The sequence below is a fragment of the Cognaticolwellia aestuarii genome, from assembly GCF_002000025.1.
Taxonomy (GTDB): Bacteria; Pseudomonadota; Gammaproteobacteria; order Enterobacterales; family Alteromonadaceae; genus Cognaticolwellia; species Cognaticolwellia aestuarii.
This window is the reverse complement of sequence record NZ_MUZV01000002.1, coordinates 58,592-83,323: the sequence shown is the minus strand read 5'-3', so window position 1 is coordinate 83,323 and position 24,732 is coordinate 58,592. Positions and strand designations below refer to the sequence as shown.

Here is a 24,732-nt window from a genome sequence, read left to right as displayed (position 1 = left end):
GGCAAAAAATGAAAGGTAATAGCAGTCTATTAACTGCAAAACTATACCTTAGATAATTAAAATAAACGAAGTACCTCAGCCCAGAAATTGAACAAAAGTACATTATGGCTAAGCTATTAAGTTTGGCTATCAACAAGATGAATTTAATGAGTAAAGTACATTTACCATACCTTACGGGTGTGAATCAGTGTTAAGCTCAAGAGTTATTGAACTTAACACTGGTGAAGTTGTAATAATTAAGCTATTTTCTTTGCTTGTACTTGATTATCAAGGTATTCATCTAATGAGCCTTGAAAATCAATGATTTTTTTATCTTTTATGTCGATAATACGCGTGGCTAAGCTTGAGACAAACTCACGGTCATGACTGACAAATATTAGCGTACCTTCAAAATCTTTTAAGGCATTATTTAATGCATCAATCGCTTCAATATCCATGTGGTTAGTTGGCTCATCCATAATTAACACATTGATATCGCCCATCATCAGCATACCAAATAATAAGCGGTTCTTTTCACCACCCGAGCAATTACGCGCTTTTTTATTGGCGTCGTCATCGGTAAACAACATACGCCCTAACATACCACGAACACTTAAGTCATTATGGCAAGGTCTGCGCCACTGTGACATCCAATCCATTAAAGTAAGGTCGTTATCGAAAAAGTGACCACTGTCTTGCGGGCAATAGCCAACTGAAGCGTTTTCAGACCATTTAACTACACCGCTCATTGGCGACAATTCATTCATTAAACAGCGTAAAAATGTTGTTTTACCAACACCGTTCTCACCAATAATAGCCAATTTAGCGCCGGCCTCTAATAATAAGTCACCGTTTTCGAATAATATTTCGTTGTCAAAGCCATGTGCTAAGTTTTCCAACTCTAAGGCTTGGCGATGCATTTTTTTGCCTGGAGCAAAGGCAATTTTTGGCGTAATACGGCTTGACGATTTAACATCATCAAGTTTAATTTTATCCATTTTTTTAGCACGAGAGCTGGCTTGTTTTGCTTTTGAAGCATTCGCACCAAAGCGGTTAACAAAGTCTTGTAACTCAGCAATTTCTTCGGCTTTTTTTACATTACCTGATAACAGTTGCTCACGTAGCAATGCTGATTGCTGTAAGAAAAACTCGTAGTTACCTGGGTAAATGCGTAATTCACCGTAATCAATATCTGCCATATGGGTACAAACAGAGTTTAAGAAATGTCTATCATGAGAAATTATAATCATGGTGCACTTACGTTTATTCAACTCACCTTCTAACCAACTAATGGTATGTATATCCAAGTTGTTGGTTGGCTCATCAAGTAACAAAATGTCTGGATTAGCAAACAAAGCTTGCGCAAGTAAAACACGTAACTTCCAACCTGGCGCAACTTGCTGCATTGAACCAAAATGAAAAGATTCTTCAATACCGGCTTCAAGTAGAATTTCACCGGCACGACTTTCTGCGGTATAGCCGTCCATTTCAGCAAATTGACTTTCTAAGTCACCAGCACGCATGCCGTCAGCTTCACTCATTTCAGCTTGGGCGTAAATCGCGTCTCTTTCTTGTTTTACCTTCCATAGCGGCATATCGCCCATGATCACCGTATCAATAACACTGTGTGCTTCAAAGGCAAATTGATCTTGGCCTAAGGTACTCACTTTATTGCCAGTACTTACTGAAACATTACCAGAGCTTGGCACTAAGTCGCCGCTCAGTATTTTCATGAATGTAGATTTGCCACAGCCATTCGCGCCGATCAAACCATAACGGTGACCGTTGCCAAATTTAGCCGAAATATTTTCAAATAACGGCTCTGCGCCAAATTGCATGGTAATGTTAGATGTAGTGATCAAAAGGTATTCCTATATATCCATTAGTTAAACTCATTAATCAATCAACGCTAACGGATAATTTAAATGAGAGGTAAAACTGTATTTTCGATGATCTGGCTAGCGTATAAATAATAAACATCTGACCAGTCATCATAATAAAGCCGCGCATTATACAGCAATATCCCCAAGACCCCCATCGAAAGTTTGCTTTTCAGTGATTATTTTATAAACAGCAAGCCCTGTAATGATTTTACCAAAAAATGCTAAGACTTCTCATGTCGTTAAAACGATTAATTCGCCTATACCTCAGAGCTAAAGCATTGTTTTTCTGCATCGATAAACTTAATAACACCGTTGTATATCGTCATGTTTTTTAACACTTTTAAATAAAGATTAATCAATAAAAACTATAGTACGCTGTTTTTATATAAAAAAATTGACAAGGTATGTTTATTGCATGGTTTTCATTTAATCTGGTTAATAAAACTTTAGTCATTAATAAAAAATCTTGAAATATAAAGGAATACATGTGAAAGCATTGAAATCGTTACTGTTAATTGTTGGTTTTTTCATCACCACCCAAGCTAAAGCAGGCTTTATTACCATAAATGAAACTCAGCTCGATGCTATATTCTCTCAACCAAGCTTTGGTAGTAGGCCAATTGATATACGCATTGGTGAGACGACGGAACTTGTTCTTCCTAACTTATTAGATATCACTACCAATGCCGAGGTAAATGAATTGTTTAGTATGCATGTTGGTTTTTTTAATATCGTTAATTTCTATTTTATCGACACGATTAGTGCATGTGGTAGCACCATAAACTCAGGTATTGTTGGTTGTGGTCAAACGCCAGGGAATAACTTTGTTGTCGAATCTGGTTATGCTTCGGGTAGCAATGGTTCTGAGTTATTAGCGCATGAGTTAGCTCATAATTTAGGGCTACATCATAATTCAGGCAATACTTTAATGGACCCACGCATCAATGGTTTCACCACATTAACAGAGCAAGAAGCAAACAGCATTCATAGCAGCAGTCTAGTGCAAGATAATGGCTTAGACTATTGGATTAATATTAACCCTGTTTTAGTTGTTGCTAGTGCTAGCATACCTCTTCCTGTACCTGAGCCGAGCACATTAATGCTTTTTTTACTCTCTTTCGGATTTATATTTAAGAATGCTATAAATAGAAAGTAAACAATTGAACTCAGTAATCCAACACTTGTTATTGAATACTCTTAATAAGTGTTGGTTCTGATGGGTTTTTAATGCAACTTGGCAAGATAGTTTTATTGTTAGCGTTAACCACTCTCTTGACTATCAGTTTTTCAAATAACAACAGTCAATCACAGCCTAATGACTGGCTCGAATTCTACCCTTATCAACAATTATGTTTTCAACGACCAACTGACTTAATTCCTGTTGAGGTTGTAATTATTGACTCTCTTGCAAGCCAACGCGAGAGTGTAAATGTAAATTAAACTTACGACTTGAAGCCTTATTCTGCAACATTTGATGAGTTGACTCGCACTAACACACAAGCCATAGACACTTCGGTCACCCTGGCAAACTACTCATACAAGACAATAAAATGGCACTTAGCGTACCTAATATTTTCGGTAAGACAGGCTTTACTGTGCTAATTAACTTTAAAAATAGTGATAAGTTCGCGCAAGGCAGAAGAATATTTCAGTCAGTAAAATTTAACCTTAAGTATTAGCCGTTCAAATAAAAAAGTGAATTAAGTCTCGTCATGCACTTAATTCACTTAATTGTGTTAGTCAAAGGGTATTATTTCAACCTTAAGGGGGTAGATCTAGAAACGGTATGTTAACGCTAGTGTTCCGTTAACAGGTGCTCCGTAATAGCCAACATTAATTAAACTGTTAATATATTTTTCGTCGGTAAGGTTATTAACGTTAGCTTGAACATTTAACTGTTCGGTTACATCCCAGCTAGCAAAAGCATTAAGCAGCAAATAAGCCCCTTGCTCTACACCATAGGTTGCATTACGTGTTTTTGACTGCCATTTACCACCAACACCAAACTTAAATTCTGGCACTTGCTCCAAGGTATAATCAACAGAGAAGCTAACAGCATTTCTTGGCGCCCATTCATTGGCTTCTTCACCCGCATAATCTTCTATGCTTAATAATGTGTATGATAGTAAGGCATTAATATTGTCTGTTAACTGCCCAACAATCTCTACTTCGAAACCTTTTGATTTAACATCTATTCCTTGATAATAAAACTGTCCTGCAGGATTAAGCCCTGCATAACTAGCTAAATTTTCTTGCTCTGCAGTGAATAATGCAAAGGTAGCTAGTAAATTATTATCTAACCATTGTGTTTTTAAGCCTATTTCATAATTCACACCTTTGGTCGGAGCTAGGAAGTCACCTTGTAAATTATATTGTTCTTGTGGTTGATATATATCAGAATAACTTACGTAAGCATTAACATCGTCGGTAAACGAATAAGTTATACCTGCATATGGACTTGCTTCACTTTCATCATTATCAATATCAACTAAAGAATTTACACCTTCACGTGTATATTTAATCGCATTGAAGCCAGCAATAACAAACAAGTCATCTGAGATATTAAATTTTGTTGAGCCAAAAAAGCGCGTTAACGTTACATCAATGTCGGCATATTTGGCTTTATCTGACCATACTGGCTCAGGTATTGCGTCCTGTGCATAAGGAAAACTAGGCGTAGGACCTGACGCTGGCGTTGCAGCATAACCGTATTGGTATCTTTTTTGATTACTTTTAGCTCGACTTAAACCAAAGGTTACTTCATGCTCTCGATCAAATAAATTATAAGTACCTAAGGTGGTTAAATCTAAAATATCAGAAGAAAATTCACTATCATATCGTCCAGGCCAACCCGATAAACCTAACCCCGTATCTTTGTCGATGCTACCAGAGGCGTAAAACAACTTGCTTTTATCTTCAAAGTTTTGTTTGTTATAGGTAAGTTTTAGCTCCCAATCATTATCAAATAAATAGGCATATTCAATAAAGCCAGAGGTACTAATAGTGTCCCACATCGCCCAATCTTGGCTTGTTGTTGCGCTAGTATCCCACTTTGCTTGCGTACCGTCGCTGTAGTTAAATACTAACCCGCCCCACATATTATTGTCGGTATTAGCATCTTGATAAGAAAAACCAGCAGTAAGTGTTGAATTGTCTGTTAGTTGACCATCAACAACCCCATAAAAATAGCTACGATCATTTTCTAGCGCATCAAGGTGAGACTCCTTTTCATCAATTGCAACAACAACACGCCCAGCCCAGCTGCCACTTTCAGTTAACAGTGCCGAGTAGTCCGCATTAATACGTTTAGCGTTGAATGAGCCCAGAGATACTCCCACTTCGCCTTCATTTTCATTCGTTGGTCGCTTACGAACATAATTAATGGTACCCGAAGAGTTACCGACCCCTGTTAGCAAGCCATTTGCTCCGCGTATTACTTCAACTTCTTCATAACCATATGATTCCATTGCGCCGGTAACAATGCCCCAATCATTCGGTAGGCCAACACCATCAATTTGAGTGCTTTTAATTTCAAAACCGCGTGAAGTATAGTTTGAACGGTTTGTTTCCCATTCTTCAACACCGATCCCTGGAGCAAGCTTAAGTGCATCATTCAGACTATTAGCGGCATAATTTTTAATCAAATCCGCTGTAACGACACTAATTGATTGTGGTGTTTCATCAATTTCCATCGTTAATCCGGTTGCACCTTGACTCACCCTATCATGACGTACACCAATAATTAGGATCCTCTCTAATTCTTTATCATTTTCCTTAACGACAACTTCTGATTGCGTTGTTTGTGCATAGGCTGGAAACCCCATAGCTAAAACTAACGAAGAAAGTACAAAAGTACGCTTAAGCTTCATGTCTACCCTTATATGTTATAAATATTATCAAAAAAAAAGTGGCTTACTTATCGTCAAAACCATTAATGCAAATGATAACTACTATCATTTATGAATACAAATAAAAACTAATCTTATTTAGATCTTGATGTCTTTCTGCAAGGGTATTAAGATGCGCTTTTATGCACAGAGATGAGTTAGAAATAAAATGTCAAAACTAAGTAACCGTTTTTGGTTTCAGCTACACGGCTGGTGTTCTCTGCCTATTTGGGTAATATTTTGTTTCGTTTGTTTAACAGGAACAATATCTGTAATAAGCCATGAATTAACTTGGTTAACTAACCCAGCATCACGTGCAACTAACCCACAAAACCTGGATGAAAAACCTGCATCAGAATTAGTTTCAATCGTAGAAAAAGCTTACCCCAGTGCAAAAGTGAGTACGGTGATGAGCTTTGAGTCATATTTGATCAATGCTGTTATTTTCACCGATAGTGATAAACCTTTTGCTATTGCTTACGTAAATCAATACACAGGTGAAATACAAGAAATTAATCAAAGCATAACTTTCGTTAATTTCATGCGCTCCTTACATGGCTGGCTTTTATTTCCATGGCACCATAACTACAGCGTTGGTTACTACCTTGTCTGTGCAATGGCAGTAGTCATGTTAGGTGCTTTAATCACAGGTTTAATTATTTATAAACGATTTTGGCGTGCTTTTACTCAGCCTAAAGTTCGCTTAAAGCAAGGAAAGAAAACACTATTAGCTGACTTACATCGTTTAGCGGGCGTTTGGTCAATCTGGTTTTTAATGCTAATGAGCCTTACCGGCTTATGGTATCTAGTTCAAGCTATTTTATGGCATGCTGATTACAATATTGAGCCACACTCCCCTATTGTAGCAATTGAGCAGCTACCTCAACAGCAAGAAGGCGGAAAAAGTCCTTTGCCAACATTTAGCTTACAGAATGCATTAACCATTGCCGAAGATAAATTTCCAGATCTGAAAAATACCTATGTCATGCTCCCGGAGCATAATCGCGACACTTATAAAATTTATGGTGAAGGTGACTTTATTTTTTATGATCAATACGCTTACGGTGTAATCGTTGATCCTTGGACGGGCGCTGTTGTCGATCAAAGATCGCCAGATGACATGACCACATTACAAGCCATGTCACATATTGCAGACCCCCTTCATTACGGCACCATTGGCGGTATATGGACCAAAATTATCTGGTTTATCTTTGGCGTTTTACTCACCGGTATGTCAATTACAGGCTTTTTAATGTGGGGGAGTCGAACCGTGAAAGCCGCTCGCAGTTCGACCATAACAGCAACTGATGATATTACTGCCGAAACACAACATGGTAAGCAAAATATAACACTGACTAAGCAGGAAATACGATAATGGCACGCATAACAAGTTCCTTCTGGCACCGCCATAAATATAAAATCAATGGCTTAGTACTTATTTTACCTTTTTATTTTTTATATCAATCACTTTTCCCTGTGTTTCCTAAGGCACTGAGCACAAAGCAAGTGGCTGAATTTGAGATCACTCCAACACCGTATGATCTTGAACCACCTTATCTTCATGACGGCCATTACACGAAAGATTTTATGCTGAGCTTTAGCCAAGGTAAAATTACAGATATCCGTCAAGCATATGTAAACATTGGTACCAAAGCTTTACCTTTAGCTGTTTTGCAAACTGGCGATGAAGGTATATTACATGGCAGCCAGCATGGCCAAGAAGTACATGCTATTGCGCCCGAGACAATTACCACACAAGATAAGCTATGGCTAACAATTGAAACCTGGAATGGCAAACAGATGGTACTAAGTTGGCCTTTATAACAAACGTGATAAATTGCTATCATCTTAGCTGGCTTGCTAGCGATTACCAAATCGCTAGCAAGCCAGCTAAGAATAATTGTAAAAAACACCTTTAGCTCCCCCATATCAACCAAGATAGTCGATTAATTCAAACACAGTCAAACGTTAACCTAGAGAGACGCGTGGTATAAGTCGCCAGTTAGCGAAAAGTGCCGGTATTTATCTAGCCTAGCAATAACCTAACTTTACTTCACTTTTTCATGAAATAAACAGATCATAAGCGCTCACTAGCTCCGATCATGATAAAATCACAACCTAAAACAATATCCCGCTATTAATCGGCTATTGCACTTTACTGACCTAGCTTCATACTGAGCTAAATCACTGGTCTAGCAATATTGATAAACAATAAATCTTCTTGAGTTCAGATATTAATCTCAATATATTCAGTTGCTTGCTTTATTTATTTATTATCCATACAAAATTGAAAATACTATTTCAATAATTTGCTGATTGTTATATCTTGCATATAGTAGGGTTTGACTATCTTAGGAAGTAAACTATTAATATGACAATATCAAGCAAACCACTTCAGTGTTGCCTGCTCTTTGTAACAGTTTTATTTTCTGCATTTACAAACGCAAAAGATATTCTGATGGCATTTGGACAAAACATTCCGCCCTATGTATTTGAAAAAAAAGATAAAGGCATTGAAATTGATATAATTTCTGCCGCATTGGCTTACAAGGGTCATACCTTAAAACCACTGTATTTTCCTTTAGCACGTATTCCTATCGCTTTTAAGAATAAGCAAGTCGATGCCATTATGGGAGATATGGGCATTGATCTAAAAATGCATGGCGGTTTTTATGCTTCGCCGGCCGTCACCTATGATAATGTTTTTATTAGTCTAAAAAGTAAAAATCATGTGATCAAAAAACCCAGTGACTTAGATAAACTGCTAGTCGTTTCTTTTCAAGGTGCTGAAAAAAGATATCCAAATTGGTTAAAAAAAGTCGAAAAAGAAAAACGCCTTTTCAGTATCAGCAACCAATTTACCCAAGTAAAGTTATTACACTTAGAGCGTTACGATGTGGTGTTAAGTGATCGCTATATTTTCAGATACTTCGCAAAACGCCTTCAGTCGTTAAATGTATTTACCTTGGCTGACGTCGATGAGCAAAATTTCACTACCGAAGTTCCTGAAGATTACCGCCCAGTATTCAGAGATGAAAAAATTCGTGATGATTTTAATTTTGGTTTAACAAAGCTCAAAGAAAGCGGTGAATTTCAGAAAATATACGATCGTTACATGGACATATAACTCATCAATTTATTCCACAAAAAAGTAACTTAATCGAGTATTAATCTCGGTTTAATAAAATCTAAAAATGCCGATATTCGCCTAGAAACGTTTGATGATTGATAAAATACCGCATTTACCTGTTCTCGTTCAGTATTAAGTAGTCGGTACGAATTTAACAAGGTTATCAACGTGCCTTCAGCAATATCGTTATGCACCATAAACCCTGACAAACACGCGATACCATTACCTGATAATGCTAATTGCCGAATAGCTTCACCATTACTCGCAGTGATGGCTGGCTGCACAAATTCTACACCTTTAATAGGCCATTTATTCAGTGATTTTATATCAGAAAAGCCAATTACATCATGGTGCTTTAGCTCCGAGGGCTGCTTCGGGACGCCTCTTTTGGCAAGATATTCCGGTGCTGCAACAACATAGAGCGGGCTAGTACCTAATGCTCGAGCATGCAATGTAGAGTCGGCCAATTTACCGATACGAATAGCCACATCGGTTCTATTTTCAATTAAATCAATAAAGCCTTCATTCGATCTAAGTTCAAGCTCTATATCGGGATAAGCTAATTTAAATGGTTGAATCAACGGAATTAATTGATGATAAATAAAAGGACTAGCGGCATTAATGCGTAGTTTGCCCGCAGGTAGTTCACCTCGGGTTATAATGTCATTTTCAGCACTTTGCATCGCTTGCAAAGCCTTTCTGATGGCATTAACGAATTGCCGACCTTCATCAGTCAACTCAATTCTTCGCGTGGTTCTAATGAGAATAGCCACGCCTAACTGCTTTTCTATTCGACTGACAGCACGAGAAACACGAGCGACTTGAATATCTAAAACATCTGCGGCAGCAGAAAATCCCCCAGCATCGATCACACAAAGTAAAAGTTCTAAGTCATCCGAACGAGTTTTTAAATCCGCATTCATATCATTTTCTACAAAAGTATATTGTTAAAGGTGCTATTTATCACAACAGTATAGCGGTTAATAATACCTACTTCAAAGTGATGCTGCTTTTAAGCAGACACTTCCATTAATAGAAACTTGAAATACTTGGAGATTAACATGCCTCTCGCATTACTTGCATTAGCACTCAGTGCCTTTGCAATCGGTACCACAGAATTTGTTATCGTGGGTTTATTGCCCACGATGGCGCAAGATCTTAATGTATCTATACCATCAGCTGGATTACTGGTGAGTTTATACGCACTAGGAGTTGCCATCGGTGCGCCAGTGCTGACCGCGTTAACCGGTAAATGGAATAGAAAAAAAGTGTTGTTATCTGTCATGGCGTTATTTGTGGTGGGTAATTTAGTTGCATGGCAGGCACCTAGCTTTCAAGCGCTAATTGTTGCCCGTATTTTAACAGGGTTGGCCCATGGTGTATTTTTCTCTATTGGCTCAACTATCGCTACAGGCCTAGTTTCAAAAGAAAAAGCCGCTAGCGCAATAGCCATCATGTTTACAGGGTTAACCGTTGCATTAGTCACTGGTGTGCCATTAGGCACCTTTATCGGCCAACAGTTTGGTTGGGAAGCTACTTTTTTAACCGTATCTGTTTTAGGTTTAGTTGCGATGTTCGGTAGCGCACTTTTAATACCAAATAATCTTCAACAAGCGAAACCAGCTAAAATTTCAGCACAACTAAAAGTGTTAACACAACCAAGGCTGCTACTAGTTTATGCCATCACTGCTATCGGTTATGGTGGAACTTTCGTTGCATTTACTTACCTAGCCCCCATCCTTAACCAAATTACAGGCCTAGATACACGTGTCATTGGGCTCATTATGTTGGTATACGGTGTATCTGTGGCCATCGGCAATATCTGGGGCGGTAAAATGGCCGACAAAATGGGCCCTATCAAAGCTTTAACAATCATATTCATTGGGCTTGCTGCGATATTACTGGCCTTTAGTCTCACAGCAGTTAACCCTTTAGCTGCTATAATCACCATTTTACTTTGGGGCGCTTTTGCTTTTGGAAACGTGCCTGGCTTGCAAGTTTATGTCGTTAAGTTAGCGGAGAAATACACGCCTGACGCTGTCGATGTCGCATCAGGACTAAACATCGCGGCATTCAATATTGGCATTGCTTTAGGGGCATGGGGCGGTGGAGTCATTGTTGAACGTTCAGGCTTAATGACCACGCCGTGGGTTGGCGCAATAGTCGTGTTAATCGCGCTGTTATTAACCCGTTTTAGTGGCGCATTAGACCGAAAAGCAATGACATCCTAATTAGCGGTATTCATACGCTTGACAGCATAAACTTACTCTCGGCTATTATTGCGTATCATTTCGCGCTAAATGGTACGCAATAATAGCGAGTTTTCAGTTATTCAGGCCGCTATTATCGCTGTCCAAGTTAAACAAAAAACTCACTTGCTTGAGGATTTTTTTCCAAATATTTCACAACATACGAACACTGTGCCACGGCTTTTTTATGATCTTTCTTTATTTGTTGAAGTACGTCTTCTAACAATGTTTTTGCAAGCCCCTTACCTGCCAATGCTTCAGGAACTATCGTGTGAGTTAAATGCATATTGCCATTTTGTTCATCATAAGTAATGTAAGCTATATGGCCATCAATATGGTATTCATAGTTAGACTCAGCTGCATTATGGATCAGTTTATATGACATAGCTTCTCTTTAATCGAGTTAATATTATTACAGTTAAACATCGCATATTTTCATACATGTGTCACATAACTGACATTTATGTATTTTTGTTTATTTTATACTAGCACCATTAATGTAGACTATTTAACCTCGACTCAAGCTAGGTTACTTTACAAGCTATTGATTTATAAAACCATTAGCTAAGTGACTTAAATAAAGGCGCAATATTAGAATTCAGACGTTTAAAAAGCATTCTTGGCTACAGTAGTTTACGCGGCACTGACGTTATTTAGCTATAAAGTTGAATTTTTTACTTCAAGCCATATTTGCCAAAGCAGTCATAATCGTCAACTGCAAATTTATTTACACAGGAGGTTACTGTGAATTACAAAGATTACTATAAAATTATGGACGTTGATAAAACCGCGTCTCAAGATGACATTAAAAAATCATATCGAAAGTTAGCGCGCAAGTATCACCCTGATGTTAGTAAAGAAAAAGATGCCGAAAGCCGCTTTAAAGACATCAATGAAGCTTATGAAGTGCTACGTGACAAAGAAAAACGCGCAGCCTACGACCAACTTGGCAGTAACTGGCAAGGTGGACAATCAGGTTTTACACCACCACCAAATTGGCAAGAGCAATTTCATCAAGGTAGTGGTAGCTTCAACAGTGCCGGGCAAGGTGATTTTAGTGATTTTTTTGAATCCTTATTCGGTAGCGGCTTTGGTGGAAACCAACATACAACAGGCGCTCACCATTCCAGTCGTCGACAGGCTAAAGGAAAAGATAGCCAAACAAAGATCATGATTGATTTGCAAGACTCCTACACCGGAGCAACGCGAAATATTACCCTGCGTGAGCAGGTTGCTGGTTCGCAAGGACATATGCAAACAAAAGAGCGCACCTTAAAAATTAATATTCCTAAGGGTATTAAAGCCGGTCAAAAAATTCGCTTACAAAAGCAAGGTGAAGCGGGCTTTGCTGGTGGACCTAATGGTGACTTATATATCGAGGTTGGCTTTAACCCCACTCCTTTATATAGTGTTGAAGGCGCAGATGTTACCACCGAACTTGCCATTAGCCCATGGCAAGCAGCTTTAGGTGATAAAATAAAGCTACCAACACCAACAGGCATAATAGATTTAACCTTGCCTAAATTTACCAGTAGCGGCAGTAAAATGCGTTTAAAAGGCCGAGGCTTACCTGGTAAGGTTGCGGGTGACTTTTTTGTAAAATTAAAAATTACTTTGCCAAAAAGCTTAACGGAAGAAGAGCAAGCACTGTATCAACAACTAAAAGAAATTGAAGGGAAAAGAAAGTGTTAAGCTGTCAGCTATCAGTCACCAGTAACTGAAGATTCATCTGAGTTTGATGGTAAACGCTTGGCTTGGCTTTTACTTAAAACTGACAGCTTAAAGCTGATGACTTAAAGCTGACAGTTCGAAACTAACAGCTACCTTTTCTTGGTTGGTAATAAAGGCGCATTAGGTAACTTTTCAGTAAATTTCGCCTCTGCCTCTAATGCCTCTAAATCTTTAACAATAAGCTGGTTACGCTTTTTATCAAGCGTGCCAGCTTTTTTCCATAGCTGTAACTGCTTATTAATCACCTGTCTTACCGAGCCTGTCATACGCGCTAAGGTGTCATCATTGAAGCCATTAACCAAATGGTGTTGATGCTCTTGGGCTTTACTACCAGTATAAAACTTAATTTTATTGATATGATTTAAAATTATACGGCTTAATCGCGTAGGTACATCATGTAAAATAAGGTTACTAGCTTGCTGTTCTTTTTCACGCATTTTTTGTGCTAAGTAAGGCATAAACTGCTGATTAAATTCAGGGTAAGTCCATAACCAATGACGCATAGTATCAAGCTTAACCGAGAGTAACTTGACTGAAGTTAACGGTGAAATAATCACATTATGGGGTTGGTTATCCAATAGCACCATCAAATCAAAACAATCACCAGCATAAAGCATATCGAGTGTCACTTCCCTACCGGTATCTGGGTTACTTTGCTTTATTTCTAACTGACCATCAATGACAACAAAAAAACGCTGCATGAGAATATCGGAATTAACATAATCGCCCTTACGCCATACATCAAGCTGAAACTCTTGCTGAAAATCTTCGATAAGCTTGCTCGGTAAATCGGCAAAAATATTAGCTTGTTTAACTAATACCGGATTAGCTTGTTGTGGTAAATGACTAACATTTTTGTTCATAGTTAAATTCATAGTTAACAAAACTTGAGCGTTAAGGTAAGCGAGTAATTTATTCTACCTAGTTGCCGCCATATAGCAAAAGCTAAACAACTTTCTCGTTATATTGCACTGTCAAAACAATCAGTAACCCATTGATTTATTAATTTAAAAAAAACGAATACAAAAATAAATATAATTTTTATCTTTACTGTCATATTTGTGACAGAAGCATTTCCTTACCTTGCGTACTATAGCTCCACTAACCAAACAGCAAAGGCTGTTTATACGGTCAAACTGCTTACTGGGTAATAGCCTTAAAGCATCAGACCTATTTTATGAAGTTAATTAAAAGAAGCAGGTAAATATTATGACTAAGACTATTGGTATTGATTTAGGCACAACAAACTCATGTGTATCGGTAATGGAAGGTGGCGTAGCAAAAATTATTGAAAATGCTGAAGGTAGCCGTACAACCCCTTCTGTTGTTGCGTATGCAAACAGTGAAACATTAGCCGGACAACCAGCAAAAAGACAATCGGTCACCAACTCCGAAAACACCTTATTCGCTATTAAGCGTCTAATTGGCCGTAAATTTGATGACAAAGAAGTGCAAAAAGACATCAAGCTAGCACCTTATAAAATTGTTAAAGCAGACAACGGCGATGCCTGGGTGCAAGTCAATGGCAAAAAATTATCACCACAAGAAGTATCAGCACAGCTGTTACGTAAACTGAAAAAAGATGCCCAAGCTTACTTAGGTGAAACAGTGACAGAAGCGGTTATTACCGTACCGGCTTACTTTAACGACTCACAACGCCAAGCGACGAAAGATGCAGGTAAAATTGCCGGCCTTAACGTTAAACGAATCATTAACGAGCCAACTGCTGCAGCACTTGCTTACGGTGTTGATAAGAGCAGTAAAGCAGATCAGAAAGTTGCCGTTTACGATTTAGGTGGTGGTACTTTTGATGTCTCAATTATTGAAATAGCTAACGTTGATGGTGAGAAACAATTTGAAGTATTAGCCACCAATGGTGATACCTTTTTAGGCGGTGAAGATTTTGATTTACGTCTGATTAATTACCTTGCTGATGAATTCAAAAAAGACAGTGGCATTGATGTTAAGCAAGACCCATTAGCTTTACAGCGTATTAAAGAAGCTGCTGAAAAAGCGAAAATAGAGCTATCATCAGCACTACAAACTGACGTTAACTTGCCGTATGTAACAGCGGACGCCAGTGGCCCGAAGCATTTAAACGTGCAGGTAACTCGCGCTAAATTAGAATCGTTAGTCGATGATTTAGTTAAAAGTACCCTAGCGCCATGTGAACAAGCGTTAAAAGATGCCGGTTTAAGCAAAAGTGATATCAGCGAAGTTATTTTGGTGGGTGGTCAAACACGTATGCCAAAGGTACAAGACGCTGTAAAAGCCTTTTTTGGTAAAGAACCGCGTAAAGATGTGAACCCTGATGAAGCCGTTGCCATGGGAGCAGCTATTCAAGCGGGTGTATTGTCTGGCACAGTAGGTGATGTACTGTTACTTGATGTAACACCATTGTCACTAGGTATTGAAACCTTAGGCGGTGTAATGACTAAGCTTATTGAAAAAAATACCACCATACCAACACGAGCATCTGAAGTGTTCTCAACGGCAGAAGACAATCAAGCAGCAGTTACGGTACATGTGCTGCAAGGCCAACGTGAAATGGCAACGGATAATAAGTCGTTAGGACAATTTAACTTAACTGACATTGCTCAAGGCCCTCGAGGCTCAGTACAAGTAGAGGTCACTTTTGACATCGATGCAGATGGTATTTTAAATGTTTCAGCGAAAGACAAAGCCACAGGCAAAGAGCAAAGTATTACCATTTCGGCTTCAAGCGGTTTAAGCGAAGATGAAGTTAATCGCATGGTCAACGATGCAGAACTACACGCTAATGAAGATAAACAAAAGCGTGAGTTGGTTGAGCAACGTAACCAAGCGGACCAATTGATTCATACGGTACAAACGGCAATGGAGAGTTTTACCGATGAACAAAAAACTGAACTTAGTAGCTTAATCGAGCAACTTAAAATGGCTGTTAATGGTAATGATAAAGCCGCCATTGAAATGCGACAAACCGCATTACAAGAGGCTTACAGTAAAGTTATGCAAGCACAGCAAGCACCACAACAAACCAGTGCAGCTAACGACGAAGTAAATAACGATGACGTTATCGATGCTGACTTTGAAGATGTAAGTAACGGCTAAGCAATTAGCATTAGCATTAGCATTAGGAATTAGCCAGTACCTGTTAAACTCGTACTGGCTAATTAGTATTTAAATGCCCAACATGCTCTATGGCATTCACTAAAACAACACTAGCAGACACCTTTAAAAAGAAACGTACAGAGTCGTTTGCTAATTAAGGCACCACAAAGTTGCTTGTTGTTAACAAATTAATCCGTTCATTTTATAAAATGAATAATCACTAGAAAGTTCAATTACTGCCTCTGCCCCTTGTTTATCGGCTCTATGTACAAACTTAAGCTGCCGTCATGTTGTTCAATAATATTTCAACAAAAAGCTAAGCCAATTACCTAACTTTTTCTCTCTGGTGCTGTAAAAATCGACAATTAAGTTGTCTAGTTTGCTAATACTCATACCATTATCGATAACTCGAATAAAATCTTTAGTGTTACTACCAGGATTTGAATTAACGAGCGAATTGGGACAAGAGAATAACGAGTTTAGTGACTGAATACGCTAATAACCTGTTGCCATAACATTTGCTGCCTTTGGCGAATTTCTTTAGTGATACGAGTCATATTCACCAAATGATAAAGCTGATCTCCATCTTAAAATTAACAGTACCTTAATGATCAATTCTGCGCCTATTGGCTACTAATGAAGTACTCGTTAGCAGCTTGGTCTTTTTCAAGCCTTAGCGTGATAAAGCTAGGGTTTCTTTGCGCTATTAGGGTTTATTTTATATCCAAAAAAACAACAGTGAACAAGATAAATAATCACTTAATTAGCCTATAACTTTTACTATCAAACATTACTCGAATGAGCCCTCAGTGCTTAAGTTAGCTTTACCTTTATCACTTATCCTTCGAACTCTAACCTTTAGATGTAAATTCACCACTAATATTTTCGTTACTAAAGCTACTTAAGGTTTTGATTTATTGACTTTATTCATGATTACTCGGCTATAACCTCCTTGAGTACATTTAATCGTTGAATTGATCATTAGTGTAAAAACCATTAGAATAGAAACTAATTGAACGTTCAATTAATAAAAAAGAAAAGCTCTTTATGCCGAAAGTTGGAATGAAACCCGTACGTAAACAACAGTTAATCGATGCCACTTTAGAATCTATTGGTGAGTTCGGTTTACAAAGCACAACCATTGTTACCATTAGCCGTATTGCTGGCTTGTCCTCGGGGATCATTAGTCATTATTTTGGTGGTAAGCAAGGGCTTATTGAAGCCACTATTATGCACCTATTAGAGCAACTAAGATTAGCACTACTTGCTCAGATTTCTGCCAAACCTATTGATGCGAACGAGCGCTTAAAAATAATTATAGCGGCTAATTTTACGCCCTTTCAACGCTCGACACCGGCCATTAAAACATGGCTAAGCTTTTGGACAGAGTCAATGCATGATCCTAAGCTAAGAAGATTACAAAATATCAACAGCAAGCGACTATACAGCAACCTACTCTTTTCATTTCGTCAGCTATTAGCCGATGATGCTGCACAAGTAGCAGCTAAACAAACGGCAGCCATGATCGACGGTTTTTGGCTACGCTGTGCATTAAGCACCAAGCCAGAAGCCGAATTCAAGCAAGCTGAACAATTATGTAAAAGCTTTATAGACGAGCAAATTAACTCATTAAATTAACGAAAGTGGAGATATTACTTGTCATTAATACGTTATAAAAATTATGTCGATGGTGCTTATATGGCAAACACCAGCGGTGAGACTTTTGATGTTATCAATCCAGCAAACGGTAAAGTTATTTACCAAGTTGAAGTTGCTGATGAACAAGTACAAGCTAAGGCGATAGCAAGCGCAAAGCTTGGTTTTGCAACTTGGTCAGCAATGAGCGCAATGGAGCGTAGCCGAATTTTGCTGAAAGCCGTTGCGTTATTACGTGAACGCAATGATGAGCTGGCAAAAATTGAAGTACTCGATACCGGTAAACCATGGCAAGAAGCCTCTGTGGTAGATGTGTTATCTGGTGCGGATTCTATTGAATTTTTTGCTGGCTTAGCACCTAGCATTGAAGGAAACCAACAAAGCGTTGATGGTGATTTTTATTATACCCGTCGTGAACCCCTGGGCATTTGCGCTGGTATTGGCGCTTGGAACTATCCATTACAAATTGCTTGTTGGAAAGCAGCACCAGCATTGGCTTGCGGTAACGTAATGATTTTCAAACCTTCTGAAGAAACCCCTTTAGGCGCATTAAAGCTTGCTGAAATATTTACTGAAGCAGGTTTACCCGATGGGGTATTTAATGTCGTTCAAGGTGCTGGAGAGGTTGGCGCTTGGTTAACGCATCACCCTGAAATTGCTAAAATTTCATTTACTGGTGAGGTGGGTACTGGCAAAAAAGTCATGGCGGCAGCGGCAAGTTCATTAAAAGATGTCACCATGGAGCTTGGCGGTAAATCGCCACTGATTATTTTTGATGATGCAGACCTCGATAATGCCGTTTCAGGTGCTATGTTAGGTAATTTTTATACTCAAGGTGAAGTATGTACTAATGGTACACGTGTATTCGTACAAAAATCACTTTACCCTGCTTTTATCAAAAAACTTGTCGAGCGCACACGCAACAATATTATTATTGGTGATCCTATGGATCCTAAAACTAATTTCGGTGCACTTATCTCAGCAAAGCATCAGCAACTTGTACAAAGCTACATTGATATTGGCATTAAAGAAGGTGCAACCCTGCTCCATGGCGGCAAAGCAATTCAACCAGAGAATGCACCTGACGGCTACTTTACCACGCCCACTATTTTTGGCGATTGCCATGATGAAATGACCATTTGCCGTGAAGAAATTTTTGGTCCTGTGATGAGCGTACTCACTTTTGAAGATGAAGACGAAGTGATCCGCCGCGCTAACAATACAGAGCTAGGGCTAGCAGCCGGTGTATTTACCCAAGATATTACCCGTGCTCACCGTGTTGTTCATCAAATACAAGCCGGTATTTGTTGGATTAACAGCTACGGTGTATCGCCGGCAGAAATGCCTGTTGGTGGTTACAAACAGTCAGGTATTGGTCGCGAAAATGGTCTATCAACATTGAATCACTATACACAAATTAAAGCGGTATATGTTGGGTTGCAGAAGCTCGACAGCCCTTTTTAAGGACATAAATTAGTGTCCAAAGCAAAGCCGTAAAGTGGTAAACGTACTAAATTATTGAAATGGGTTTTAAATGAAAAGCGAAAAATTTGATTATATTATTGTTGGTGCTGGCTCTGCGGGCTGTGTATTAGCAAACCGTCTGAGTGAAGACAGTAATAACAATATTTTACTGATCGAAACCGGAGGCAGTGATAAAAGCATTTTTATTCAAATGCCCACTGCCTTATCTATTCCGATGAATACCAAAAAATACGCTTGGCAATTTGAAACCCAACCTGAGCCATTTCTTAATAATCGCCGTATGCATTGCCCACGGGGTAAGGTGTTAGGCGGTTCCTCATCAATTAACGGTATGGTTTATGTACGAGGTCATGCAAAAGACTTTGATGAATGGCAACAGCATGGCGCTCAAAACTGGGATTATGCTCACTGTTTACCCTATTTCAAAAAATCAGAAGATTGGGCATTTAATGCGGATGATTATCGCGGCAAAAATGGCCCTTTAGGTGTCAACAACGGTAATCAAATGCAAAACCCACTTTACAAAGCTTTCGTAAATGCTGGTGTTGAAGCCGGTTATTTTGCCACTAAGGACTACAATGGCGAACAGCAAGAAGGCTTTGGTCCAATGCACATGACCGTTAAGAATGGCGTACGCAGTTCAACAGCCAATGCCTACTTACGCCCTGCTATGACGCGTAACAATTTAACCGTGATAACCCATGCATTAGTACACAAAGTTCTGCTTGAAGGTAAGAAGGCCGTTGGTGTTAGATATGAGCGCAAGGGACAAACATTTGATGTAAAAGCAAATAAAGAAGTTATTTTATCGGCGGGCTCTGTTGGCTCTCCACACATTTTACAGTTATCAGGCATAGGCCCTAAAGCAGTACTTAATGCCGCTAATATTGAAGTAAAGCATGATTTACCTGGTGTAGGACAAAACCTACAAGACCACCTTGAGTTTTACTTTCAATTTAAATGTAAAAAGCCTATCTCTTTAAATGGCAAGTTAGACTGGTTTAGCAAACTAAAAATAGGCGTGCGTTGGATCTTAAGTAAGCAAGGACTAGGATCAACCAACCACTTTGAATCTTGTGGTTTTATCCGCTCAAAAGCGAGTGTTGAATGGCCTGATTTACAATATCATTTTTTACCTGCAGCTATGCGTTACGACGGTAAAGAAGCTTTTGCTGGTCATGGCTTTCAAGTACATATTGGTCATAACAAGCCTAAAAGCCGTGGCCATATTAAAGCGCTTTGTGCAGATCCAAAAGCACATCCAGAAATTTTATTTAATTACCTTGAACATGAAGATGACCGCGAAGGCTTTCGCGCATGTGTGCGCTTAACCCGAGAAATAATTAACCAACAAGCACTTGATGAATATCGCGGTGAAGAAATTCAACCCGGCACCCATATTCAAAGCGATGAAGAAATAGACAGCTTTGTTCGTGAATTTGTTGAAAGCGCCTATCATCCGTCATGCTCATGTAAAATGGGCACTGATGAACTGGCTGTGGTTGACCCAGAAACTCGTGTACATGGTATTGAAAGTTTACGCGTGGTTGATTCATCAATTTTCCCCACCATTCCAAATGGTAATTTGAATGCACCAACCATTATGGTTGCAGAACGTGCAGCCGATATTATTCGTGGTCGTAAGTTACTTAGTGCCTCAGAGGCATCAGTCACCATAGATCCAAACTGGCAGCAGCAACAACGTTCAGCATTGCCAAAAAGAACAACAAACTAAGTTTAAAATATTTTGTACTTATGTCGCATCAAGATGTTGGATTCAGCTGAAGCTGCAACTTGAATTTTCATTGGTATATTAATCGCGAGTAATCTTTCAGAGCTTAATTATCGCCGTCATCTCGTTTTATAAAAACGACAGTATGACGGCGACAATTAACATTTGAAGCCTAATTTAAAACTGATTTATTAGGTGTTACTGAATACTCTAACTATAAAAAAAGAAGAGGAGTTAGTTATCTTTATATTGATCGAACTTACAACAGGGAGAAAATCATGACAGCTTGGTTATCTGCCGGTATTTTATTTACCTTTGCTACTATTGCATTTATTTTATATCGTTGGGGAAACGTACGCTGTGTTGGTGTCACCCCTGTAAAAACCTTCACCTTTATCGCCATTTTGTTTACCTCAGGCTTGGATGTGGGGCTGATCATGTTTCCATTAACCGAGTTTGCCGGTTATGGTGATTTAGCTACTAGCCCTGAATACGGCTTCACTAACCCCTTAGCGATTGAATTCGGTTTTTGGGCGTTCTTGATTTGGAGTTTTTACTTCCTCACTTGTTTTTATTTTTGTGTTATCGAACCACGCGTACGCTTTTTTGAGCTACCACTGGTCAAGCTCATCAATAACATAGTGATCATTGGTACCTGTGCCTTTACAGCCTATTTATTGCTGTCTAACCTGCCTTGGTATTTACCCGAGCTTGGCGACGGCGAATCAATCATTGGTAGCTTTTACTTAATCGTCTTGCTGGTTATTGCTGTTGCAGTATATTCAAGTACCAATATCCGTTATGTCCGTATTTTAAGCTTAGCCACCACATGGCTATTTATCGCCTTAATTGCCCTGATGTGGGGTGGTGCTTTTATGGGTGAAAACTCAGGCCTTGGCGAGTTTGCTAATACCTTCGCCCTGCTTGGCGGCTATTTTGGCAATATTCATGAATTTGTTTTACCAATGAATGATTATCATGAATTCTACCTTTATTGGTGGTTTGCATGGAGTATTATGATCGGCCAATTTACTGCACGTTTTGTTGGTGGTTTACGAACTTATCAAGTACTGGTTGCTATGATGGTGTTTCCTTCTATCCCAATCGCAATCTGGTTTAGTGTCTTGTACTACTACAATTTAAATGGCTTAGAAACTGCTGGTTTCTATAACCTTGCCATGGCGGTTGTCGGTATCACTTTCGTGATTAACTCGCTCGACTCACTTATTCGTTTATATACCGATAACTTGAATGTTGGTGTTGCCCGCATAGGAAAAATTAAATACTTTTTAGGTAACCTTGCTGCGTTGAGCTTGCTTACCTTGCTATTTAAACTAGACTTCCTACAAATTCAATGGGTGGGTGCAGTCGTTATTGGCTTATTCTTTACATGTTTTGGTTATATTTTATTAACCAAGTTTAAAGAAGTGGCATCAATAGAGAGCTCACCAAAAGAAAACAAAATAGATTTTACAAAAATAGAACATATAACTTAATTAAATGAGTATGAAAGTAATGAAAAAAAGTATTATTGCCTTAGCAACAAGTTGTTTATTAACCGTATCTTCAGGTGCTTTTGCTGATTTATCGACTACGATTAAGCTTGCCTCTGACTACACTTTCAATGGTGTTAGCCAAACAGGAAATGATCCTGCGTTGCAAGCCAGTTTAGATTACGCTGGCGCGGACGGCTTTTATGTTGGTACTTGGGCATCAAATGTTGATTTTGGTAGCGGTGAAGATACCAACCTCGAGTGGGATGCTTATGTGGGTAAGTACTTTCAATTAAATGAAAAAATTGGTCTTGACGCTGGTATCGCTTATTACACGTACCACGGTGATTCAGCCTCTGATAGTTATAATTATCCTGAAGCCTACGCCAAGTTTGCATATAACTCGTCAGCGGGTGATACAGAATTAAACTTTTGGTATAGCTGGGACTACTTTGGTCTTGATGTCGGTCACTACATTGCCATGGTTGCTCATACTATTGAAGTTGCACCAGGTCATAGCATTAAAGCCAGTTTTGACCGCTCAACCTCAAACGATGAAAACAAGTGGGCATGGAATGAGCGAGATGCATACAACCATGTACGTCTTGAGTATATGACAAGTTACGAAGGCTTTGATCTGAACTTAGCTGTTGAAGACACCAGTATGAATATTGATACGGCTGACGCACGGATTGTGTTCTCTGTTTCACGTACTTTTGATTTATAGCACCCCGACCACATTAATTTGGGCTAAGATTAGTTGAGTTAAGTTAAATCAAAAAATAAAGCAGTTATCGATTTTTTAATCATGATGCTTGCAAAAGCTCTTACATCACAGGTGTAAGAGCTTTTTTATCATTAAATTATTGTTAAATGCCGGCTAACACTTCCTGATTTACTGCGTTACCTGTATTATCCTCGTCATTAAAAATCATCATTTTTTTGTGAAAAATAAACCGCTAGATTGGACCACCTTATGACCAAAACACACAAACCTAATAGTGCCGCTATGCTCAAACGAGCACACCAAAACATGCCTTTAGGCGTTGCTGATAGCTACCGCTATTGGGGAGAAGACAACACAGTATTTTTGAGTAGCATGAAAGGCTGCACAATTACTGATTGCGACGAGCAAACATTCGTAGATTTTCGTTTAGCTTACGGCCCTATCATTTTAGGCTACCGCGATGAACGTGTTGATAATGAAGTGATTAATGCCATCACTAACATCGGCAGTATTTCAGGGTTTTCAACCGGTCTGGATTCTGACGTTGTCGAATTGGTTAAATCGCTTTGTCCTAACATTGAAAAAATGCGTTTTGCTAATTCAGGTACTGAAGCGGTTATTGGTGCGGTAAGAACGGCACGCGGTTTTACCAAACGTAATAAAATTGTTGTGGTTGAAGGTGGTTTTCATGGCTTACATGATGAGGTTATGTGGAAGTCTGACGTTGATAATTGGCAAGTAGACGATAAAAGCTCGCCTGAAATTATCCCATTTGGTGCCGGTATTCCGCAAAGCACTCGCGAGCATCAAGTCAGCGTGCCTTTAAATGATTTTGCTGCTATCGACGCTGTTTTTGCAGAATATGGTAATGACATTGCAGCAATTTTGATCGAGCCTATTATGGGTAACTGTGGCTCAATTGCTTCAACACAAGCTTACATGCAAAAGCTCCGTGACTTATCTGACAGCAATGGTTCATTATTGATCATGGACGAAGTAAAAACAGGTTTCCGTGTCGCTAAAGGTGGCGTACAGGCTTTGTATAACATACATGCTGACTTAACCACATATGCCAAAGCCATGGGTAATGGTTACCCTGTTGCAGCATTTGGTGGCCGAGCGGATGTCATGAGTGCGATATCTTTTGATAAAAATGGTGTAACCCATGGCGGTACATACACCGCAAATATGGTGGCGCTAAGTGCAGCAAAGGCGACCTTAACAATATTAAAAGAAACTGATGCGCTTGCCACCATTGACCGTGTTGGCGCAGAAATTCAAGGTTTGTTATCTCGTGTATTTAGCAAGTTTGATATTGAGCATTGTTTTGCTGGCCCTAATGCTATGTTTGGCGTGCATTTTGGCGCTAGCGTACCGCAAAACTATCGTGACTGGAAAAAAACTAATAGTGATTTATACACCCAATTTGCCCTGAATTTAATCGATAAAGGGCTCATGTTAGAACCTGATTCGCGTGAACCATGGTTTATTTGTGAAGCGCATAAAACCATCGACTTTACTTGGTTAGAGCAAGTGGCTGAAGAAGCAATGGCAGAAGCGCTTGAAGTAAAGTAAACGTAAAATAGGCATCATAAATCAATAAAAAAGCACGAATATAGCTATATTCGTGCTTTTTTATTCAAATCTTACTTACGCTAAGATAACAACATATCTACAGCTCCGCATC

General features: G+C 39.0%; 18 protein-coding genes. 13 read left to right on the top strand and 5 right to left on the bottom strand.

Translation table 11 applies throughout. From position 1 onward, the window contains the following. Positions 1–236 precede the first annotated feature (236 nt). Entirely contained in the window at positions 237–1,841 is a 1,605-nt protein-coding gene (locus B0169_RS03630; protein ID WP_077284610.1) for an ABC-F family ATPase, read from the bottom strand. 508 nt (positions 1,842–2,349) lie between these two features. On the opposite strand from B0169_RS03630, the gene B0169_RS03625 reads away from it, so the two are divergent. Then, a complete protein-coding gene (locus B0169_RS03625; RefSeq protein WP_077284609.1) occupies positions 2,350–3,018 on the top strand; it encodes a PEP-CTERM sorting domain-containing protein in 669 nt (222 codons plus the stop codon). Between the two features lie 619 nt (positions 3,019–3,637). Here B0169_RS03625 and B0169_RS03615 read toward each other — a convergent pair. After that, complete coding sequence (locus tag B0169_RS03615) at positions 3,638–5,731, bottom strand: TonB-dependent siderophore receptor (RefSeq protein WP_077284607.1); 2,094 nt, start codon at positions 5,729–5,731, stop codon at positions 3,638–3,640. A 187-nt stretch (positions 5,732–5,918) separates the two neighbouring features. Between B0169_RS03615 and B0169_RS03610 the strand changes: the two genes are divergently transcribed. The 3 genes from B0169_RS03610 (at position 5,919) to B0169_RS03600 (ending at position 8,876) form a co-directional block, all read left to right on the top strand. Beyond that, positions 5,919–7,124 (top strand): PepSY-associated TM helix domain-containing protein, encoded by a 1,206-nt coding sequence (locus B0169_RS03610; protein WP_077284606.1) that lies wholly within the window; start codon positions 5,919–5,921, stop codon positions 7,122–7,124. Continuing rightward, positions 7,124–7,573 (top strand): hypothetical protein, encoded by a 450-nt coding sequence (locus B0169_RS03605; protein WP_077284605.1) that lies wholly within the window; start codon positions 7,124–7,126, stop codon positions 7,571–7,573. The genes B0169_RS03610 and B0169_RS03605 overlap by 1 nt, the downstream gene beginning before the upstream one ends. Positions 7,574–8,207: 634 nt before the next feature. After that, on the top strand, positions 8,208–8,876 hold the full coding sequence (locus tag B0169_RS03600) for a substrate-binding periplasmic protein (protein WP_077284604.1): 669 nt from the start codon (positions 8,208–8,210) through the stop codon (positions 8,874–8,876). Positions 8,877–8,905: 29 nt separating this feature from the next. Here B0169_RS03600 and B0169_RS03595 read toward each other — a convergent pair whose 3' ends face one another. Continuing rightward, entirely contained in the window at positions 8,906–9,802 is an 897-nt protein-coding gene (locus B0169_RS03595) for a LysR family transcriptional regulator (protein ID WP_077284603.1), read from the bottom strand. 138 nt (positions 9,803–9,940) lie between these two features. Between B0169_RS03595 and B0169_RS03590 the strand changes: the two genes are divergently transcribed. Continuing rightward, positions 9,941–11,110 carry an MFS transporter gene (locus B0169_RS03590; protein ID WP_077284602.1) on the top strand — a complete coding sequence of 390 codons (1,170 nt, stop codon included), beginning with the start codon at positions 9,941–9,943 and terminating at the stop codon, positions 11,108–11,110. A gap of 127 nt (positions 11,111–11,237) precedes the next feature. On the opposite strand, the gene B0169_RS03585 is transcribed toward B0169_RS03590, so the two are convergent. Then, a complete protein-coding gene (locus tag B0169_RS03585; RefSeq protein ID WP_077284601.1) occupies positions 11,238–11,513 on the bottom strand; it encodes a GNAT family N-acetyltransferase in 276 nt (91 codons plus the stop codon). Between the two features lie 359 nt (positions 11,514–11,872). On the opposite strand from B0169_RS03585, the gene B0169_RS03580 reads away from it, so the two are divergent. Beyond that, the gene (locus B0169_RS03580) at positions 11,873–12,820 is read left to right on the top strand and encodes a DnaJ C-terminal domain-containing protein (RefSeq protein ID WP_077284600.1); all 948 of its coding nucleotides are present in this window, start codon (positions 11,873–11,875) and stop codon (positions 12,818–12,820) included. Between the two features lie 128 nt (positions 12,821–12,948). Here the strand turns inward: B0169_RS03580 and B0169_RS03575 are convergent, their stop codons facing one another. Next, the gene (locus B0169_RS03575) at positions 12,949–13,722 is read right to left on the bottom strand and encodes a Crp/Fnr family transcriptional regulator (protein ID WP_077284875.1); all 774 of its coding nucleotides are present in this window, start codon (positions 13,720–13,722) and stop codon (positions 12,949–12,951) included. A 346-nt stretch (positions 13,723–14,068) separates the two neighbouring features. On the opposite strand from B0169_RS03575, the gene dnaK reads away from it, so the two are divergent. The 7 genes from dnaK to B0169_RS03540 all read left to right on the top strand — a co-directional run bounded on the left by dnaK (position 14,069) and on the right by B0169_RS03540 (position 24,620). After that, positions 14,069–15,952, top strand: coding sequence for a molecular chaperone DnaK (dnaK, locus tag B0169_RS03570; protein ID WP_077284599.1), 1,884 nt, complete (start codon positions 14,069–14,071; stop codon positions 15,950–15,952). Between the two features lie 1,047 nt (positions 15,953–16,999). Continuing rightward, positions 17,000–17,590 carry a transcriptional regulator BetI gene (betI, locus tag B0169_RS03565; protein WP_077284598.1) on the top strand — a complete coding sequence of 197 codons (591 nt, stop codon included), beginning with the start codon at positions 17,000–17,002 and terminating at the stop codon, positions 17,588–17,590. Between the two features lie 18 nt (positions 17,591–17,608). Beyond that, a complete protein-coding gene (gene betB, locus B0169_RS03560; protein ID WP_077284597.1) occupies positions 17,609–19,072 on the top strand; it encodes a betaine-aldehyde dehydrogenase in 1,464 nt (487 codons plus the stop codon). 70 nt (positions 19,073–19,142) lie between these two features. Continuing rightward, positions 19,143–20,828, top strand: a complete 1,686-nt coding sequence (gene betA / locus B0169_RS03555) for a choline dehydrogenase (protein WP_077284596.1) — start codon at positions 19,143–19,145, stop codon at positions 20,826–20,828. A 275-nt stretch (positions 20,829–21,103) separates the two neighbouring features. Next, complete coding sequence (locus tag B0169_RS03550) at positions 21,104–22,321, top strand: BCCT family transporter (RefSeq protein ID WP_077284595.1); 1,218 nt, start codon at positions 21,104–21,106, stop codon at positions 22,319–22,321. 19 nt (positions 22,322–22,340) lie between these two features. Continuing rightward, a complete protein-coding gene (locus B0169_RS03545; protein ID WP_077284874.1) occupies positions 22,341–23,045 on the top strand; it encodes a TorF family putative porin in 705 nt (234 codons plus the stop codon). 249 nt (positions 23,046–23,294) lie between these two features. After that, positions 23,295–24,620, top strand: a complete 1,326-nt coding sequence (locus B0169_RS03540; RefSeq protein WP_077284594.1) for an aspartate aminotransferase family protein — start codon at positions 23,295–23,297, stop codon at positions 24,618–24,620. Positions 24,621–24,732 lie beyond the last annotated feature (112 nt).

What these genes read in the sequence shown, in the direction of transcription:
- B0169_RS03615 (WP_077284607.1), bottom strand. Translation starts at nt 5,731, where the DNA reads ATGAAGCTTAAGCGTACTTTTGTACTTTCTTCGTTAGTTTTAGCTATG.
- B0169_RS03545 (WP_077284874.1), top strand. Translation starts at nt 22,341, where the DNA reads ATGAAAAAAAGTATTATTGCCTTAGCAACAAGTTGTTTATTAACCGTA.
- betA (WP_077284596.1), top strand. Translation starts at nt 19,143, where the DNA reads ATGAAAAGCGAAAAATTTGATTATATTATTGTTGGTGCTGGCTCTGCG.
- B0169_RS03600 (WP_077284604.1), top strand. Translation starts at nt 8,208, where the DNA reads ATGGCATTTGGACAAAACATTCCGCCCTATGTATTTGAAAAAAAAGAT.
- B0169_RS03605 (WP_077284605.1), top strand. Translation starts at nt 7,124, where the DNA reads ATGGCACGCATAACAAGTTCCTTCTGGCACCGCCATAAATATAAAATC.
- B0169_RS03610 (WP_077284606.1), top strand. Translation starts at nt 5,919, where the DNA reads ATGTCAAAACTAAGTAACCGTTTTTGGTTTCAGCTACACGGCTGGTGT.
- B0169_RS03550 (WP_077284595.1), top strand. Translation starts at nt 21,104, where the DNA reads ATGACAGCTTGGTTATCTGCCGGTATTTTATTTACCTTTGCTACTATT.
- dnaK (WP_077284599.1), top strand. Translation starts at nt 14,069, where the DNA reads ATGACTAAGACTATTGGTATTGATTTAGGCACAACAAACTCATGTGTA.
- B0169_RS03540 (WP_077284594.1), top strand. Translation starts at nt 23,295, where the DNA reads ATGACCAAAACACACAAACCTAATAGTGCCGCTATGCTCAAACGAGCA.
- B0169_RS03595 (WP_077284603.1), bottom strand. Translation starts at nt 9,802, where the DNA reads ATGAATGCGGATTTAAAAACTCGTTCGGATGACTTAGAACTTTTACTT.
- betI (WP_077284598.1), top strand. Translation starts at nt 17,000, where the DNA reads ATGCCGAAAGTTGGAATGAAACCCGTACGTAAACAACAGTTAATCGAT.
- B0169_RS03585 (WP_077284601.1), bottom strand. Translation starts at nt 11,513, where the DNA reads ATGTCATATAAACTGATCCATAATGCAGCTGAGTCTAACTATGAATAC.
- B0169_RS03590 (WP_077284602.1), top strand. Translation starts at nt 9,941, where the DNA reads ATGCCTCTCGCATTACTTGCATTAGCACTCAGTGCCTTTGCAATCGGT.
- B0169_RS03575 (WP_077284875.1), bottom strand. Translation starts at nt 13,722, where the DNA reads ATGAACAAAAATGTTAGTCATTTACCACAACAAGCTAATCCGGTATTA.